Source organism: Comamonas trifloxystrobinivorans, from assembly GCF_043359985.1.
Taxonomy (GTDB): Bacteria; Pseudomonadota; Gammaproteobacteria; order Burkholderiales; family Burkholderiaceae_C; genus Comamonas; species Comamonas trifloxystrobinivorans.
Map to the genome: position 1 here is coordinate 35,380 of NZ_JBHZGV010000005.1, position 16,907 is coordinate 52,286.

14 protein-coding genes and 1 riboswitch are annotated in these 16,907 nt (G+C 62.8%); of the genes, 8 read left to right on the top strand and 6 right to left on the bottom strand.

Going from position 1 to position 16,907, the window contains the following annotated elements; translation table 11 throughout:
- Positions 1–2: 2 nt before the first annotated feature.
- The 4 genes from ACFIQF_RS06595 to pmbA all read right to left on the bottom strand — a co-directional run bounded on the left by ACFIQF_RS06595 (position 3) and on the right by pmbA (position 4,714).
- Entirely contained in the window at positions 3–1,178 is a 1,176-nt protein-coding gene (locus tag ACFIQF_RS06595; protein ID WP_393941275.1) for an alpha-hydroxy acid oxidase, read from the bottom strand.
- 101 nt (positions 1,179–1,279) lie between these two features.
- Positions 1,280–2,245 (bottom strand): LysR substrate-binding domain-containing protein, encoded by a 966-nt coding sequence (locus ACFIQF_RS06600; protein WP_393941277.1) that lies wholly within the window; start codon positions 2,243–2,245, stop codon positions 1,280–1,282.
- 1 nt (position 2,246) lies between these two features.
- Positions 2,247–2,954, bottom strand: a complete 708-nt coding sequence (locus ACFIQF_RS06605) for a riboflavin synthase subunit alpha (RefSeq protein WP_393941279.1) — start codon at positions 2,952–2,954, stop codon at positions 2,247–2,249.
- 359 nt (positions 2,955–3,313) lie between these two features.
- On the bottom strand, positions 3,314–4,714 hold the full coding sequence (gene pmbA / locus ACFIQF_RS06610) for a metalloprotease PmbA (RefSeq protein WP_393941281.1): 1,401 nt from the start codon (positions 4,712–4,714) through the stop codon (positions 3,314–3,316).
- Between the two features lie 78 nt (positions 4,715–4,792).
- Between pmbA and yjgA the strand changes: the two genes are divergently transcribed.
- From yjgA to ACFIQF_RS06635, 5 genes are all read left to right on the top strand, one after another.
- Positions 4,793–5,476 carry a ribosome biogenesis factor YjgA gene (yjgA, locus tag ACFIQF_RS06615; RefSeq protein WP_393941283.1) on the top strand — a complete coding sequence of 228 codons (684 nt, stop codon included), beginning with the start codon at positions 4,793–4,795 and terminating at the stop codon, positions 5,474–5,476.
- 56 nt (positions 5,477–5,532) lie between these two features.
- Complete coding sequence (gene mog, locus ACFIQF_RS06620; protein ID WP_393941285.1) at positions 5,533–6,129, top strand: molybdopterin adenylyltransferase; 597 nt, start codon at positions 5,533–5,535, stop codon at positions 6,127–6,129.
- A gap of 86 nt (positions 6,130–6,215) precedes the next feature.
- Complete coding sequence (locus ACFIQF_RS06625) at positions 6,216–8,378, top strand: DUF6630 family protein (protein ID WP_393941287.1); 2,163 nt, start codon at positions 6,216–6,218, stop codon at positions 8,376–8,378.
- Between the two features lie 221 nt (positions 8,379–8,599).
- A complete protein-coding gene (locus tag ACFIQF_RS06630; protein WP_393941289.1) occupies positions 8,600–9,796 on the top strand; it encodes a multidrug effflux MFS transporter in 1,197 nt (398 codons plus the stop codon).
- A gap of 149 nt (positions 9,797–9,945) precedes the next feature.
- Positions 9,946–11,163: an ABC transporter substrate-binding protein gene (locus ACFIQF_RS06635; protein WP_393941291.1), complete on the top strand. Its 1,218-nt coding sequence runs from the start codon at positions 9,946–9,948 to the stop codon at positions 11,161–11,163.
- 125 nt (positions 11,164–11,288) lie between these two features.
- Here the strand turns inward: ACFIQF_RS06635 and ACFIQF_RS06640 are convergent, their stop codons facing one another.
- On the bottom strand, positions 11,289–11,954 hold the full coding sequence (locus ACFIQF_RS06640) for a nitroreductase (RefSeq protein WP_393941293.1): 666 nt from the start codon (positions 11,952–11,954) through the stop codon (positions 11,289–11,291).
- 128 nt (positions 11,955–12,082) lie between these two features.
- Here ACFIQF_RS06640 and ACFIQF_RS06645 point away from each other — a divergent pair, with 128 nt between their 5' ends.
- Both ACFIQF_RS06645 and ACFIQF_RS06650 read left to right on the top strand, forming a co-directional pair.
- The gene (locus ACFIQF_RS06645; protein ID WP_393941294.1) at positions 12,083–12,595 is read left to right on the top strand and encodes an O-acetyl-ADP-ribose deacetylase; all 513 of its coding nucleotides are present in this window, start codon (positions 12,083–12,085) and stop codon (positions 12,593–12,595) included.
- Positions 12,596–12,943, top strand: a complete 348-nt coding sequence (locus ACFIQF_RS06650) for a hypothetical protein (RefSeq protein ID WP_393941295.1) — start codon at positions 12,596–12,598, stop codon at positions 12,941–12,943.
- A 75-nt stretch (positions 12,944–13,018) separates the two neighbouring features.
- Here ACFIQF_RS06650 and thiC read toward each other — a convergent pair whose 3' ends face one another.
- The gene (thiC, locus tag ACFIQF_RS06655; protein ID WP_393941297.1) at positions 13,019–14,962 is read right to left on the bottom strand and encodes a phosphomethylpyrimidine synthase ThiC; all 1,944 of its coding nucleotides are present in this window, start codon (positions 14,960–14,962) and stop codon (positions 13,019–13,021) included.
- A gap of 305 nt (positions 14,963–15,267) precedes the next feature.
- Positions 15,268–15,388: riboswitch (TPP riboswitch) on the bottom strand.
- A 202-nt stretch (positions 15,389–15,590) separates the two neighbouring features.
- On the opposite strand from thiC, the gene ACFIQF_RS06660 reads away from it, so the two are divergent.
- Positions 15,591–16,820 carry an ABC transporter substrate-binding protein gene (locus ACFIQF_RS06660; protein ID WP_393941298.1) on the top strand — a complete coding sequence of 410 codons (1,230 nt, stop codon included), beginning with the start codon at positions 15,591–15,593 and terminating at the stop codon, positions 16,818–16,820.
- Positions 16,821–16,907 lie beyond the last annotated feature (87 nt).

The following is a 16,907-nucleotide window of genomic DNA, read 5'->3' on the forward strand; positions in this document are numbered from 1 at the left end:
CATCAGCGCAGCGAAAAATCTCCGTTGAGTCGCAACCAATTGGCGTTCAGCTCTTGCGGCTGGCTCACGCCCAACAAGGCCATGTCCGTCATCAGCTCCTGCCTGAATATGTGTACGGCATGCGCAATCCCGGCCTCACCCGCCACCGCCGCGCCATACAGCTGCGGCCGACCGGTGAAAACCAGGTTGGCGCCCAGCGCGATGGCCTTGAGCACATCGGTGCCACGGCGAAACCCGCCGTCGATGAACACGGGGAAATCGGCGGGCACGGCGCTGCGAATCTCAGGCAGTGCCTGCAAAGGCGAGATACAGGCATCGAGCTGGCGCCCGCCGTGGGTGGAGACGACAACCGCATCCGCACCGTGCGCCACTGCCAGGCGCGCATCGTCGGGGTGCATCAGGCCTTTGAGCACCAGCTTGCCTTTCCAGGCCGCGCGGATCTGGTCGATGCAATCCCAGTCGAGCTTATCGCGCTCGCCCCGAAAACCGTTGGGCGGATCGGCCGTAATGGCCGGCCCCATCTCGTGCGCCAAATTGGCAAAGCGCGGTATGCCCTGGCTGAGCACGGTTTTCAAAAACACGTTGGTGCTCCAGCGCGGGTGGCACAGGCCGTCGACCAACAGCTTGAAGCTGGGGCGAAAAGGCACGGTGAACTTGAGCCGTTGCAGGTTCTCGCGGTTGGCGCCCACGCAGGTGTCGATGGTGATCACCAGCACCTCGATCTGCGCCTGCTCCAGGCGCTGCAGCAAAGGCAGAATGCGCGCCATATTGCCGGGCAGATAGGCCTGGTACCAGCAGCGCTGCCCGTTCTCTTGCTGCAGCCGCTCCAAGGGCACGGTCGAGGCGCCGCTGATGATGAAGGGCAGTTGCTCTTGCCGCGCCACCTTGGCCAGCGCAGCATCGCACTCCTTCATCACGATGGCCGAAAAACCCGTGGGCGCAAAGCCCATCGGCAAAGCATAGGTCTGGCCCCATAGCGAGGCGGCCGTGCTGCGCTTTTCGACATTGCGCAGCCCACGCGGCACAAAGCCCAGGCGCTGAAAGGCTTGCAGGCTCTCTTGCAAGGAAGCGCCGTCTTCGGTGCCGCCACACACATAGCCGCGCACGCAAGCGGGCATGCGGCGGCGTGCGACACGCTCCAGGTCGGCAATCGAAAGGTATTGGTCTAGCGCTGGCATGCGCGGTCTCCGTGGGCTGTTCTTGTGGCTGACAGCGACCATTGTTCGGAGAGCGCCCGCAGCGGGCAAACGAAATTAAATAATCGAGCTATTCCAAAAATTCATGCGCCAGGCTGCGCACTGCTTGGGGAAGCAAAAACGGCCGCCTGCTCCAGCACCCAATCGACAAAGCTGCGCACCTTGGGTACCGCCGCACAGTGGCTGGCGTAGGCCACGTAATACGCGCCGTCGCTGGGCTGCACATACGGCCAGGCTTGCACCAGTGCGCCGGTTTGCAGCAGCGGCGCTGCAAACATGCGCGGCATGATGGCCAGGCCCATGCCTTCCAGCGCCGCCTGCAGGCACATGGCAAAGGTGTCAAAGCGCGGCCCGCGGTAGCAGTGCACCGAGGCAAAGCCTTGGTGGGCCAGCCAGTCGCGCCAGATTTCAGGGCGCGAGGAGCATTGGATCAAAGTGAACTGCTCCAGCTCGCTGAGCGCAGCCAAGCCCTGCGCTGGCAAGTAGGCCGGGCTGCCCAGCACCGCCACATCGGCAGCGAACAGGCGCTGACAATCGGCTCCGGGCACGCTGCCTGCGCCATAGAACAGCGAGACGTCGATGCGCGACTCCATCAGGTCGAAAGGCCGCGCATCGCCCTTGGTGACCACCTGAATATGCGGATGCGCTTGCAAAAAGTATTTGAGCCGGGGCACCAGCCAGCTGATGCCGAACGTGGGTTGTACCGCGATGGTGAGCGTTTCGTCGGAAGCGCCATAACCCATGGCGTAGCGGGCAGAGGCATCGACCTGGTTGAGAATGCTGCGCACCTCGGCCAGGTACATGCGGCCCGCCGGCGTGAGCGCCAAACCGCGGGGCGAGCGGTGGAACAAGGCCTGGTGCAGCAGCGCCTCGAGCTGGGCGATCTGTTTGCTGATGGCGCTTTGCGTCAGGTTCAGGTCTTGCGCGGCCAGCGTGAAGCTCATGTGCCGCGCCACGGCCTCGAAGCACTGGAGCGCGGTGATCGACGGCATGATGCGCTTGTTCATGCCGCTGACCCAGGGCGCCGGCTGCTTGTCGCCCTTGCCCATGTCAGGCCTTGGGCAACTGAGGCGCCTTGACAAAGTCGTCCAGCGACAGACCCTTCTCGCGCAGCAGCGCCTCCAGCACGGGTTTGAGCTGGCCCAGGCTTTCGTCGACGGCTTCGCGCACCGTGTCCACCACCACTTGCGTGCTGCGCTCGATCTCGATGTTCAGGCCGTCGCCCTCGCGCTTGCTCTCGAACACCGTCATGCGGCGGGTTTCGGGGATCAGCCAGACCTCGAACCAGCCTTCCTGGCGGTTGACCTCGGCAACCGTCAGGCTGGCGCCGTTGATGGCGATATAGCCCTTTGCAAACACGTAGCGGCGGAAAGGCTCGGGCACGGCCACGCGCATCACGTAGTTGTTGTCAAACTCGCGCACCTGCACCAGCGTGCCAGTGAAATCGATGTGGCCGGACAGCGGGTGGCCGCCAATCTCGGCCCCATCTTTGGCGGCGCGCTCCACGTTGACGGGCGAGCCCACTTGCAACTGACCCAGTGTGGTGATGTTCAGGCTTTGTTGCATGACGTCGAACTTGGCGTGCTGCGCATCGCTCAGCTCGGTCACCGTCAGGCACACGCCGTCGTGCGACACGCTGGCCCCAATGGCCAGATCTTGGCAAAAGCCCTCTGGGAAAGCCACCGTGAAGGTACGCAGCCCTGGTTGGTCTTCAATCGCGCTGATGCGCGCCACTGCCTGAATAATGCCGGTAAACACTGGCTATCTCCTCGCGCCGCAGTGAACCGACCGGCCCCGCTGGCAGCATGTCTGACAAAAGTATCTTCTCGGATGACCGAGAAAGATAAGAGCATGGTTCTGCGGTATTCAACCAGCATCACTTAGCAGCGAAGCGGGCGCTGGAATCGCTCACCACAATGGCGAGATGGCCGCGCAGGCTAGGCGCCGAGCGGGCAGGCCATCCTGTGCAGATAGTACCTGGGTACGGCAAAGCTCGGTAACAACGCATGCGTGGCCATATCGCCACCTCAAAACGAAGACTCTGATCCAGGCACAAGGGCTGGTTTCGTCACCACTCCTGCGCCTCCAGAGCCCCATAAAAAGTGCGAAAGAATTGCTTAAGAGCCTGCCACCTTCATGCGGTGGACCAGGATCGAGCCTAGGGTCTTGGAGCCGGCGCAATATTCGTCGGCACCCACTGCCTCGATACCCTTGAACATGTCTTTCAGGTTGCCGGCGATGGTGATCTCTTGCACCGGGAAGGCGATTTTGCCGTTTTCCACCCAGAAACCGCTGGCACCGCGCGAGTAATCGCCGGTGACCGGGTTCACGCCCTGGCCCATCAGCTCGATCACAAACAGGCCCGTGCCCAGCTTTTGCAGCATGGCGTCCAGATCGTCGGTGGGGCGGGTTTTGCTGGAGTAGAAGTGCAGGTTGTGCGAGCCGCCGGCGTTGCCGGTAGTTTTCATGCTCAGCTTGCGGGCCGAGTAGGTGGACAGGAAATAGCCGCCCACCTTGCCGTCTTCGATCACATGGCGCTTGGCCACGCGCACGCCTTCGTCGTCGAAAGGCGCACTGCCCTTGCCGCCGATAAGAAACGGGTCTTCCACCAGCTGGATGTGCTTGGGGAAGACTTTTTTGCCCAGCGAGTTGAGCAGGAAGGAGCTGCGGCGGTACAGCGCGCCGCCGCTGATGGCTTGCACCAGCGCGCCCACCAGGCCAGCGGCCAAAGGCGCGTCAAACAGCACCGGGCATTCGGTAGTAGGGATTTTGCGAGCGCCCAGGCGCGACAAAGCGCGCTCGGCGGCATAGCGGCCCACCACGGCGGGATCGGCCAGGTCTTGCGCACGGCGCATGCTGCTGTACCAGGCATCGCGCTGCATATCAGCGCCCTTGCCGGCGATGGGCGCTACCGAGATGCTGTGGCGCGAACTGGCATAACCGCCCGCGAATCCATTGGTGTGGGCGCTGTAGAAATGGCTTTGCTGGGCCGACACACCGGCGCCTTCGCTGTTGGTGATGCGCTTGTCGGTGGCAAAGGCTGCCGCCTCGCACTGCAGGGCCAATTGGGCGGCCATTTCGCTGTCGATCGACCAGGGATGGAAAAGATCGAGCTCGCGTTGCTCGGCTGCTGGCACAATATCGGCTGCATCGGGCAGTCCGGCGACCGGGTCTTCGGCCGTGAAACGGGCGATGTCATAGGCCGCCTGCACCGTACGCTCCACCGCTTGGGCCGAGAAATCCGAGGTACTGGCATTGCCACGGCGCTTGCCGATATAGACCGTCACGCCCAGCGATTTGTCGCGGTTGCGCTCTACCGTCTCCAGTTCGCCCTTGCGCACGCTGACCGACAGGCCAGCGCCTTCGGAGGCGTCGGCCCCGGCATCGGTAGCACCCAGTTTCTTGGCGTGCGCCAGTGCCTGGTCGACAAGGTCTTGGAAAAATGCGCGGCTGTAGCTGAAGCCGGCGGCAGCCTTGGCATCGCCTTGGCTATTGGAGCTGGAAACGGTTTTTTTCATACTGCCCGCTATGATACTGATAACTGCCATCGCCCTGACGCACTGCGGGGCCTTGGCCTTTTGAACCAAAACATTACCATGTCACGCAAACCCACCAAAGGCTATTTCGTACGCGGCAAGTTCGTGGCCGAAGGCAGCGAACTCGATATCGAACTCAAGGCCGAACTCAAAGGCACGACCGAGTCGAGCAAGTCCGACCTGAAAAAGGAGATGGACGCGCTGCAAGACCTGGGCAAGGAACTGATGGGCCTGCGCAGCGATTTGTTCAAGCGTCTGCAATTGCCCGAGATTCTGGTGGGCGCGCTGGCCGAGGCCAAGCGCATCACCAATTTCGAAGGCAAGCGCCGCCAGATGCAGTACGTGGGCAAGCTGATGCGCAAGCTCGACGAGAGCGAGGTGGCCGCCATCAACGCCGCGCTGACCGAGCAAAAAGAAGGCTCGAGCATTGAAAAAGCCTTGCTGCACGCCGCCGAGCAGTGGCGCGACCGCATGATCGTGAGCGACGACGCCGTGGCCCAGTGGATCAACGAAGCGCCCGAGACCGATATCCAGCAACTGCGCTCGCTGGTGCGCCAGGCCCGCAAAGACATGCCCAGCGCCCACGACGCCAAGGTGCAAGAATCCACCGGCCAGGCCACCCGCAAGGGCCGCGCCTACCGCGAGCTGTTCCAGCTGGTGCGCGACCACGTGATGGCCGCCCACGCCGCCCGCCTGGGCACGCCAACCAGCGCCGACGAGCCGGACGAAGACGAACAGCACTGAGCCAGACTATTTGCGCCCGGCGCGCCCTCAGCGCACCCGCCGAGCGCCCTCCATCCATGAGCATTACCTACGATTCCGTCAAAATCGGCATTGTCTCCATCAGCGACCGCGCCAGCAGCGGCGTGTACGAGGACAAAGGCCTGCCCGCTTTGCAAGACTGGCTAGGCCGCGCGCTGCACAACCCGGTGAGCTACGAGCCGCGCCTGATCGCCGACGAGCAGGCGCTGATCAGCCAGACCCTGGTAGAGCTGGTCGATGCCGGCTGCCACCTGGTACTGACCACCGGCGGCACCGGCCCGGCGCTGCGCGATGTGACGCCCGAGGCCACCTTGGCCGTGGCCGACAAAGAGATGCCCGGTTTTGGCGAGCAAATGCGCCAGATCAGCCTGAAGTTTGTGCCGACCGCGATCTTGTCGCGCCAAGTGGCGGTGATTCGCGGCCACAGCCTCATCATCAACCTGCCCGGCCAGCCCAAGGCGATTGCCGAAACCCTGGAAGGCCTGAAAGACGCCGAAGGCACGCAGCTGGTGCCCGGCATTTTTGCCGCTGTGCCTTACTGCATCGATCTCATTGGCGGCCCTTACCTGGAAACACGGCCCGAGGTCTGCAAGGCTTTCCGCCCGAAAAACGCGATTCGCCAGCCCCAAAGCTGATCGCCGCAGCGTGCGTGGTGGGCGGCAGCCCCGCCTGATCTTGGGTATATTGCAGCGCTTGTCTTGGATATTCGACCGCTGCCACCATGCCCACCTACGCCCTGCTCCTGGCCCACGACGAACACCCTGGCCCGACGACCGAATGGCCGGCCGAGCCCGGCGGCGCTTGCGATGGCTGGGCCGAGTGGTTTGGCAGCACGCCACTGCTGTTCAGCCTGCTGTTGGGCGATGCGCAGCATCTGCCCGAGCTGGTGCCTTGCAGCGCCTACCAGGACAAAGAAAGCCTGAGCGCACTTGCTGCGCCGATGGCCCAGGTGCAAGCCCGCTGGCAATGGCTGAACGCCCTGCTGCAACCGCTGCCCATGCACTGGCCAGAGTCGATCAAAAAACAGTGGCAGGAGATCGACACCGCCATCACCCGCAGCCAGCGCCAATGGCTGCTGCTCGACTGCGCCACGCTCTGCCCGCATGATTTTGACGAGCCGGAGTTTGCGGCGTTTTTGCAGGCGCAGCGCGACCGCTGCCTGCAATGGGATTGCCGCGCCAGCAGCCTGCCGCCAGCGCTGCAACCTTTGCAACAACAGCCTGCCAGCAAGCTGGGCTGGTGGAGCCCGGCTGTCATCGCCCGCACCGAGGTGGTCGAGCAAGAGAGTGAAGAGGACTGGCCCGCCTGGCTGGCCGACCACTATGCGCCGCGCCACCACAGCGCCTGGGAAGAGGCGCTGGACGCCTACTACGTGGTGCCCAAGCTGCACCCGCGCACCGGCAAGCCGCCCAAAAACGAAGACGAGCGCACGGACTGGCCGGTAGGCTTGGTCACGCCATACGGCCGCTGGCTGCAGCGCCCGATGGAAGACGCGCGCTGGGCCTATGCCAGCGGCGGCTATATCAATGTGCGCTATGCCGAGGCGGTGGAAGGCGAAGGCGCCAAGTCCGGCCTGAAAGATTTGAACGGCGTCTGGGTGGTCTCGCCCGCTGAGGGCTTGCGCGACGCCTATGCCATCACCCCGCATGTGCTGGCCTGCAAATCGCCCGATCAGGAGCACCGCGAAGACCTGCGCAGCCTGCCCGGGCTGGCGCTGCTGTATGCCGGCGTGCAGAGCATTTACTACAACGAAGAGCAGGACGCTTTCATCCGCGCCACCACCGGCCCGCAAGAGGAGCAATCGGCCCTGCTGCTCAATGCCCACGGCCAACCTTTGTTTGACAGCAGCCGCTACGAGCGCGTGGGCGATTTTGACGCCAAGCACGGCCTGGCCGTGGCCTATGTGCGCAAGCCCTTTACCGATGAGCACGGCCAGGAAAGCAGCCACGTTTACGAAGGCGTGGTACATGTGGACGGCCAGGAAATCATTCCCTGCGAGTACGAGCTGATCGAGCGCGGCTTCAGCAGCTCGCCGCCCAAGGTGTTGGTAGGCGGCAAGCTGCTGGCCTTTACCCACCAGGGCCAGCCGCGGGTTTACAACACCCGGGGCCAGTTGCTGGCGAGCCCCGATATCTGGTGCCCGCCACTCAACCGCAGCGTCAAAAAGAACGAGTTGCTCACCTTCATGGGTGACGGGCCCGAAGCCGAAATGGGCATGTTCTCCCTCAAGGACTTCAGCTTTACCCGCACCGGCGAGAGCTGGGACGATTACCGCAATGCCTTGCGCGGCATGTTCAAAGGCTTGCGCCTTGAAGAGGCTGCGGACAACGGCGATGCGCCAGAAACCACGACCATGACACGCGAGGAGCTGATCGAGGCCGAGGACGAAGTCTGGATGCAAGACCTGGCCCGCATGCTGTGCCTGGGCGACGAAGACGAAGCAGACGAGCTGGTGGCGCAGTGGCGCAACTGCGTGGCCGAGCCCGACCCGGACGACTTCGGCTGGGACGAGGACGACGACGAGTTCGACCCCGATCTGCTGGAGCTGGAAGGCGACGAGAACGCGCTGAGCCTCTACTGGACGCACCTGCTGGCCATTGCCACGCAGTTTGCGCGCTACGACTGGAAAGACGCTGACAGCATTGCCCAAACGCATTGGCTGCCCGGCACGGACGACTGGCACTGGGACACGCCTGCCGATGGTGTGGAAAGCGGGCTCGAACACATGGCCGAGCACCTGGCCGCCCGCGGGCTGGCCCTGATCAAGCTCTACACCGACGACGACAGCCTCCGCATCACCGTGGTGCGAGCCGACGATGCACAGGATTTTCTCGACCGCCTGGCGCAAGCCAGCCTGCAAGCCTGGAACTACAGCGCCGACTGAGCCAGCCTCAGCCCCGCGCCAGCTGTGCACATTTCAGCGCTTTACGCAGGGTTTGCATACGCTCGCCCCGAGTAATACGGTTGAATTGCAAACCCTCGCACCCGCGCCGGCGGCTTGTGCTTGAATGGATGCTTTTTCTGACCCAGCCAGCAGCGCCAGCTATCAACGCAATAGCAGTGCCTTGGCTGCGATAAAAGCGTTGATAAGCGCTGCTCTGCCCCATGAAGTCGCCCGCCGTTCTTACCGTGTTGTTTGCTCTGTGCACCATGCTTGGTCCGCTGGGCATCGACACCTACCTGCCCTCTTTCCAGGCCATCGGCCACGAGTTCAACGCCAGCCCGGCCACGGTGCAGCAAACGCTGTCAGCCTACGTCATTGCCATGGGCGCCACCATGCTGTTCTACGGCACGCTCAGCGACACCTTTGGCCGCCGCCGCGTGATGATGGTCTCGGGCATCGGCTACTGCATCACCTCGCTGGTGGCGGCCTTTGCGCCCAGCATCGAGAGCCTGATCGTGATGCGCTTCATGCAGGGCCTCACCGCCGGCTCGGGCATGGTGATCATGCGCGCCATGGTGCAAGACCGCTACCAGGGCGCCGAAGCCCAGCGCAAGATGGCCTTTGTGATGATGATTTTTGGCGTGGCCCCGGCGCTGGCGCCGATTTTTGGCGGCTGGCTGCAAACCCATGGCGGCTGGCGCGCCAGCTTTTACTTTCTCTCGGCCTTTGGCGCTCTGCTGGCCCTGCTGTGCTGGCGCGTGCTGCCCGAAACCCTGGCGCCGGAAAAGCGCGTGCCGCTCAAACTCGGCGTCATCAGCGCCAACTACCTGCGCGCACTGAGCAACCGCCGCTTTCGCACCATGCTGCTCGGCCTGGGCCTGATGGCCGGCGCCAGCTCGGTCTACATCAGCTCGGCAGCAGAATTTGTGGTGACCGTGCTGCGCAAAGATGTCACCTCGTTCGCCTGGCTGTTCATCCCGCTGATCGGCGGCACCATGGTGGGCTCGGCCATCTCGGGCACGTTTGCCAAGCGCTTGCCGATGCGCACGCAAAAGAAAATCGGCTACGGCTGCCTGGTGCTCGCCTGCAGCAGCAACCTGCTCTACAACAGCCTGGCTGCGCAACCCGAAGTGCCTTGGGCCGTGCTGCCGATTGCCATCTACACGCTGGGCATTTCGCTGCTCATGCCGATCCTGACCATCGAGACCATGGGCCAGTTCCCCGAGATGCGCGGCCTCGCCTCATCGCTGCAAGGCTTTACGCAGATGATGGTGTTCAGCCTGATCTCCAGCCTGCTCGTGCCCCATCTCTTCCACAGCGGCCTGCTGCTAGCGGTAGGCCAGAGCGTGGTGGTAGCAGCCGGCATGCTGGTGTGGTGGTGGGCCACGCGGCGCACAGGCGCGGCAGCAAAAGCCTGATGGGCGACGCCAGGTCACCGATACGACAATATCAATAGTTAAAAATCCATAGCTGCTAGTTAACCCGCTTGCCGGCTCCAACAGCCCAGCCATAGCATTTCTGCAGTGGCCGCCCACATCGGCGCCACCGTATTGCAAGAAGGAATGCTATGGATAACTACTGCAAAAACCGGTCAGCTCGCCTCTCTACCATGCTGTGCGCAGCCGCCTTGCTGGGTTTGGCCGCCCAGGCCAGCCAGGCCCAGGACAAAGTCAAGCTGGGCTTTTTGACCGACATGTCAAGCCAGTACGCCGACGGCGATGGCAAGGGCGGCGTGACCGCCATCCAGATGGCGATCGACGATTTTGGCGGCAAGCTGCTGGGCAAGCCCATTGAGCTGCTCTCGGCCGACCACCAGAACAAGGCCGACATCGCCTCGACCAAATCGCGCGAATGGGTCGATACCCAAGGCGTGCAACTGCTGATTGCCGGCACCAACACCGCCACTGCCTTGGCCATGGGCCAAGTGGCCAACGAGAAAAAGCGCGTGCTGCTGATCAATGGCGCCTACTCGTCGGGCATCACCGGCGCCAGCTGCTCGCCCTACTGGGTGCACTACAACTCGGACACCACGGCTATCGCCCGCGGCACCGGCAAGGCCGTGGCCGAGCAAGGCGGCAAAAGCTGGGCTTTGCTGGTGGCCGACTACACCTTTGGCCACACGCTGGAGAACGACATCACCAAGGTCATCACCGCCAACGGTGGCCAGGTGCTCAAGTCGGTACGCGCACCCTTCCACGCCAACGATTTCTCCTCGTACCTGATGCAGGTGCAAGCCAGCAAAGCCGAAATTCTGGGCCTGGCCAATGCCGGCGGCGATTTTCAAAATTCGCTCAAAGCGGCGCGTGAATTTGGCGTGACACCCAAAATGCGGCCAGTGGCACTGATGGTGTTTGCCAACGAGGTGGAAAGCCTGGGCCTGAAGCTGGCCGGTGGCCTGATGTTCACCGACAGCTGGTTCTGGGACCGCACGCCCGAAGCCCGCAAGTGGACCGACCGCTACTACGCCAAAACGGGCAAGATGCCGACCTCGCTGCACGCGTCGGATTACTCGTCGGCCATGAGCTACTTCAAGGCGGTAGAAAAAGCCCAGACGCTGGACGCCGACAAGGTGATGGCTACGCTCAAATCGATGGAGCTGAACGACATGTTCGGCAAGGGCAAAATCCAGCCGAACGGCCGCTACGTGCACGACATGTATCTGCTGCAGGTAAAGACGCCGGAAGAATCCAAGGCCAAGCACGATGCCTTCAAACTGATCAAAGCCCTGCCCGGCGACACCTTGTTTGCCAGCAAGGACGAAGCCAACTGCCCGCTCTGGAAATAAGCGCCGGCGCCCAGCGTCGAACCGCGCCAGGGCTCCAATGAACAAAGCCGCAAGGTGCAGACCTTGCGGCTTTGTGTTGAGTGAACCAGCCGCGCAGTGCAGTTGGCTCAGGCAGCGCTCAGACTTTAATCAAACCCACGCATTTGCGCCCATTCGGCAAACGGTGCGCGGTCAGCGCGCAGGCTGTTGATGGGTGCATTTTTGTCTTCATAACCCAGCGACACGCCAAACGCCACTTGGTAAGGCTCGGGCGCTTGCAACACCTTCTCGACCGTGTTGCCATAGCGGCGCCAGAAACCTTGGGCGCAGGTGGCCATGCCGCGCTCAGTGGCCAGCAGCATCAGCGATTGCAGGTAAATGCCCAGGTCCACCCACTGCGCGTAGCCCATGCGCTCGTCGGCAAACACCAAGATGCCGACGGGCGCGCCAAAGAACTGCCCGTTTTTGGCCAGTTGCTCCAGGCGAGCCGTCTTGTTTTCGCGCGGGATATTGATGGTCTTGTACAGGTCTTCGCCGTTCTTGAAGCGGCGGCTGCGGTACGGCTCCCACAGATTGGGCGGGTACGAGAGGTTGCTGGCCAGCTCTTCGTCGGGTTGGGCTGCGGCAATGGCATCCACCAGTTGCTTCAAGGCCGGGCCGGCCAAGGCCACTACGCGCCAGGGCTGCAGATTGCCGCCAGAGGCTGCCTGGGCCGCATCGCTGATGAGCTGGTGCACAGCCTCGGGCGTTGGCGCCTGGGGCAGATAAGCGCGCACCGAGCGGCGCTCCAACATGGCTTGGGTGACGTTCATGGCCTTCAGTTCCTCCAATAAAGACAAGCGGCCGCTAGTGTAGTGCAGCGCAACATGCGGGGCTGACGCGTGGGCGGCAAGGCCGGCCAGTTGCGCGCAAGCCCTCCCAGGCCCTACGATGGCAAGCTATGCAACTGACTGCCATCCAAGCCGATATCACCACCCTGCGCGTCGACGCCATCGTCAATGCAGCCAACTCATCGCTGCTGGGCGGCGGCGGTGTCGATGGTGCCATCCACCGCGCTGCGGGGCCGTATCTGGTGCACGAATGTCGCCTGCTAGGCGGCTGCAAAACCGGCGATGCCAAGCTGACGCACGGCTACCGTTTGCCAGCCAAGCACATCATCCACACAGTGGGCCCGGTATGGCGTGGCGGTGAGAACGACGAGGCCCAACTGCTCGCTTCTTGTTACCGGCACAGCCTGGCGCTGGCCGAAAGCGCAGGTGTGCAATCCATCGCTTTTCCCAGCATCAGCACCGGCATTTACGGCTACCCGATTGCGCTGGCCGCGCGTATTGCGGTGGCAAGCGTGCACACCTGCCAGCCCGACGCTCCCGGCATAAAGCAAGTGATTTTCTGCTGTTTCTCAGCCACCGATCTGGCCGTGTACCAGCAGGCTTTGCGCGAAATGGAGGATTGAATGCAGTTGTGGGATCGACTCGTCTACGCTTTCATCAGCGCTCTCTTTGGCGCAGCCATTGGCACGGCTGGCTGGTGGTTGTACGGCATGGCCCATTCGCTGAACTACGATGGCCCGAGCATGGACCCAGTGCTGCGCCACTGGCTGCTCAGCAGCATTGGTCTCTTTGGTGTGCTGGGCTTCATATTTCAGCAAATGGCGGCCGATTTTGCAGGCGACACCATCAGCGCCATTCTGCACTTTGAGTTCAACGACACACCAGGCAATGGCACGCGCTGGTTGGTTGCGCTGGTGTTCGTGGCCATTTGCATCGCGGCCATTTGGTTCACTACGCCACACGGCAAATAACGCCTGACCGCGCTTGATGACTGCTGGCGCTTTGTCACCCAGCGCCAGCAGTATTGTGGGCTACTTCAACCCGATTCAGCGCGCCGTGGTGTCGCTGGCAATCGGCGCGATCGGTATGTAGAAATCCCCGCCGGCCTGGTTGAACTCAGCCGCCTTGGCTTGCATGCCCACGGCAATGCCCTGCTCTGCCGCCACGCCTTGTTGTTGCGCAAAGTCGCGCACCTCTTGCGTGATCTTCATCGAGCAGAACTTGGGGCCGCACATGCTGCAAAAGTGCGCCACCTTGGCGCTGTCCTTGGGCAGGGTTTCGTCGTGGAAAGCGCGGGCCGTGTCCGGATCGAGGCCCAGGTTGAACTGGTCTTGCCAACGGAAATCAAAACGCGCCTGGCTGAGCGCATCGTCACGCGAGCGCGCGCCGGGGTGGCCCTTGGCCACATCGGCCGCATGCGCTGCAATCTTGTACGCGATGATGCCTTGCTTCACATCGTCACGGTCTGGCAGGCCCAGGTGCTCCTTGGGCGTCACATAGCAAAGCATGGCGGTGCCGAACCAGCCAATCATGGCGGCACCAATGGCCGAGGCGATATGGTCGTAGCCGGGCGCGATGTCTATGGTCAGCGGGCCCAGGGTGTAGAACGGCGCTTCGTGGCAGTGCTTGAGCTGCTCCGTCATGTTCGCCTGGATCATGTGCATGGGCACGTGGCCAGGGCCTTCGATCATGGTTTGCACATCGTGCTTCCAGGCGATTTGTGTCAGCTCGCCCAGGGTCTTGAGCTCGGCAAACTGGGCTTCATCATTGGCATCCGATGCACAACCGGGGCGCAGGCCATCGCCCAGCGAGAAGCTCACGTCGTAAGCTTTCATGATGTCGCAGATGTCTTCGAAATGCTCGTACAAAAAGCTTTCGCGGTGGTGCGCCATGCACCACTTGGCCATGATGGAGCCGCCGCGCGAGACAATGCCAGTGCGGCGTTGCGCGGTGAGGTGAATGTAGGCCAAGCGCACGCCGGCGTGAATGGTGAAGTAATCCACGCCCTGCTCGGCTTGCTCGATGAGTGTGTCGCGGAAGATTTCCCAGGTCAGGTCTTCCGCAATGCCGCCCACTTTCTCCAGCGCCTGGTAGATGGGCACGGTGCCAATCGGCACCGGCGAGTTGCGCACGATCCAGTCGCGCGTGGTGTGGATGTTCTTGCCGGTCGAGAGATCCATCACATTGTCTGCACCCCAGCGGATGGCCCAGACCAGTTTTTCCACCTCTTCTTCGATGCTGGAGGTGACGGCCGAGTTGCCGATGTTGGCGTTGATCTTGACCTTGAAATTGCGGCCAATCGCCATCGGCTCGATCTCGGGGTGGTTGATGTTGGCGGGGATGATGGCTCGGCCACGGGCCACTTCGCCGCGCACAAACTCGGGCGTGATGATTTTGGGGATGGCAGCGCCCAGGCTGTTGCCAGCCAGGCGCGCCTCACGCGCTGCGTCTTGCTGGTACTGCGCCATCCATTCGCGGCGGCCGTTTTCGCGCAGCGCCACGTACTCCATCTCGGGCGTGATGATGCCGCGCTTGGCGTAATGCATTTGGGTCACGTTCTGGCCGGCTTTGGCGCGGCGCGGCTGGCGCTGCAGGGCTGCAGCCTCGGCGCGCAGTTGTGCCACGCGGGCGTCTTCTTCGCCGCGCTTGCCGCCGTCGTCCAGCGCCACACGCTGGCGGCCCACGTAAAACTCGCTGTCACCGCGCGCCTCAATCCAGGCAGCGCGCACGCTGGGCAGGCCTTGGCGAACGTCGATGGCGACCGCCGGGTCGGTGTAAGGCCCCGAGGTGTCGTACACGCTGACCTGCTCGCCATTGGTCAGCGCAATATCGCGCACCGGCACACGCAGTTCGGGGTGGATAGCGCCGTGCAGATAGCTTTTGCTCGACGCCGGAAAAGGCTGGCGCGACTGGGCCAGCAGCTCGGCAAAACGGGCAGCATCCGGGGCATGCGCTGCAGCGGGCGTAAAGAGGGATTCAGGGGCGTTCATCGCGGTCTCCATAAGCGGTTGGTTGCATCAAACGCTCCGTGGAGTGCCGGCCCTGCTGCTGACTGCGGTGCTGTGGCTGATGGCCAGCTTACGCCGCTGCTACCGGTTGCTGCCTGCCACTGGTAGGCCAGTGTGGGCCGCTCCCGCCAGAATCTGCCGATTCCGGCCCTGGCCGCTGCGCCCTGGTGTTGGCCCTGCCCAAAAAAGACAAAACCCCAGTGCGCGAGGCGCCTGGGGTGTGCTGTGCTGGTGTGGGCGGATGGCGGGCTTGCTTTAAGCCACTGCACCTGCCTTTTACCAGCCCTGCGTCAGGGTCCCGCTCTTCTTCCGCCGGTATGAACCGGATCAAGTTCGTCGGGTTCGCAGGCAGCAGTTGGTCAACCGCAGCCCGCATCTCAGCGCTTTCGCACACCCCGGAGCTGGCGGCAGTATAGCCGTACTGGAGCGGCTTGGCCAATCCCCCTTTCTCGCTGCGCTGTCAAGCCGTGTTTTCGACAGGGTTGGTAGCTGCCACGGCTGGTGATTCCCCCAAGTGAAATTGACGGCCGCGCCTGCAAATATCGGGGGCCCGACGGCGCGCCTGCATGGTTCGCTGTCATCTTCAGATGGAATGAAAAACGGAGACAACATGCGCACACTCACCTCAACACCTCGCTTTGCCGTGCCTCGGCCTACGGTAGCGGCCGCATCGCTGGCCTGCGCTCTGGCATTGCTGGGCGGCTCGGCCCAGGCGCAAGATGCGGTCCGCATCGGCTTTATCACCGATATGTCGAGCGTTTACGCCGACGTGGATGGCAAGGGCGGCGCACTGGCGCTGCAGATGGCTATCGACGATTTTGGCGGCAAGGTGCTGGGCCGGCCGATTGAGCTGATGACGGCCGACCACCAGAACAAGGCGGATGTGGCCGCTTCCAAGGCGCGCGAATGGTTTGACCAGCGCGACATGCAAATGCTGGTGGGCGGCACCACCTCCAGCACGGGCCTGGCGATGGCCAAGGTGGCCGAGGAGAAAAAGCGCCTCATCATCGTCAACGGCTCGGGCACTTCGGCGCTGACCAACGACCAGTGCAGCCCCTACACCGTGCACTACGCCTACGACACTGTGGCGCTGGCCAAGGGCACAGGCGGCGCGGTGGTGGGCCTGGGCGACAAGGACTGGTTCTTTCTGACGGCCGATTACGCCTTTGGCCACGCGCTGGAAGCGGACACCACCAAGGTAGTGAAGGCGGCGGGCGGGCGCGTGGTGGGCTCGGTGCGGCACCCGATCAATGCCTCGGACTTTTCGTCTTTCCTGCTGCAGGCGCAAAACTCCAAGGCACAGATTCTGGCCATGGCCAATGCGGGCGGCGACACCATCAACACCATCAAGGCCGCGCGCGAATTTGGCGTGACCAAGACCATGAAGCTGGCCGGCATGCTGCTGTTCAGCTCAGACATCCACAGCCTGGGCCTCAAGCAGACCGAGGGCCTGATGTTCACTGACAGCTGGCACTGGGATCTGAACCCGGAAAGCCGCAAGTTCTCGAACCGCTTCATGGAGAAGTTCAAGAAGATGCCGACCTCGCTGCAGGCGGCCGATTACTCGGCGATGATGACGTATCTGAAGACCGTCGAGAAGATCAAATCGACCGACTCCGACAAGGTGATGGCGGCGCTCAAGGCCGAGCCGCTGTCTGACTTCTACGCCAAGGGCTCGATCCGCCCCGATGGCCGCTATGCGCACGACATGTACCTGATGCAGGTGAAGGCGCCTGGCGAGTCCAAGGGTGCCTGGGATTACTTCAAGGTGCTCAAAACATTGAACCCGGACGAGGTCTGGACGACCAAGGCCGAAACCACCTGCAAGCTCTGGAAATAAGCGCTCTACCCTCACAGCCAAGGCCCGCATCTGCGGGCCTTTTTCATACAAGTGCCATCGCTCAGCGAGAACGCCCCAAAAAGCGAA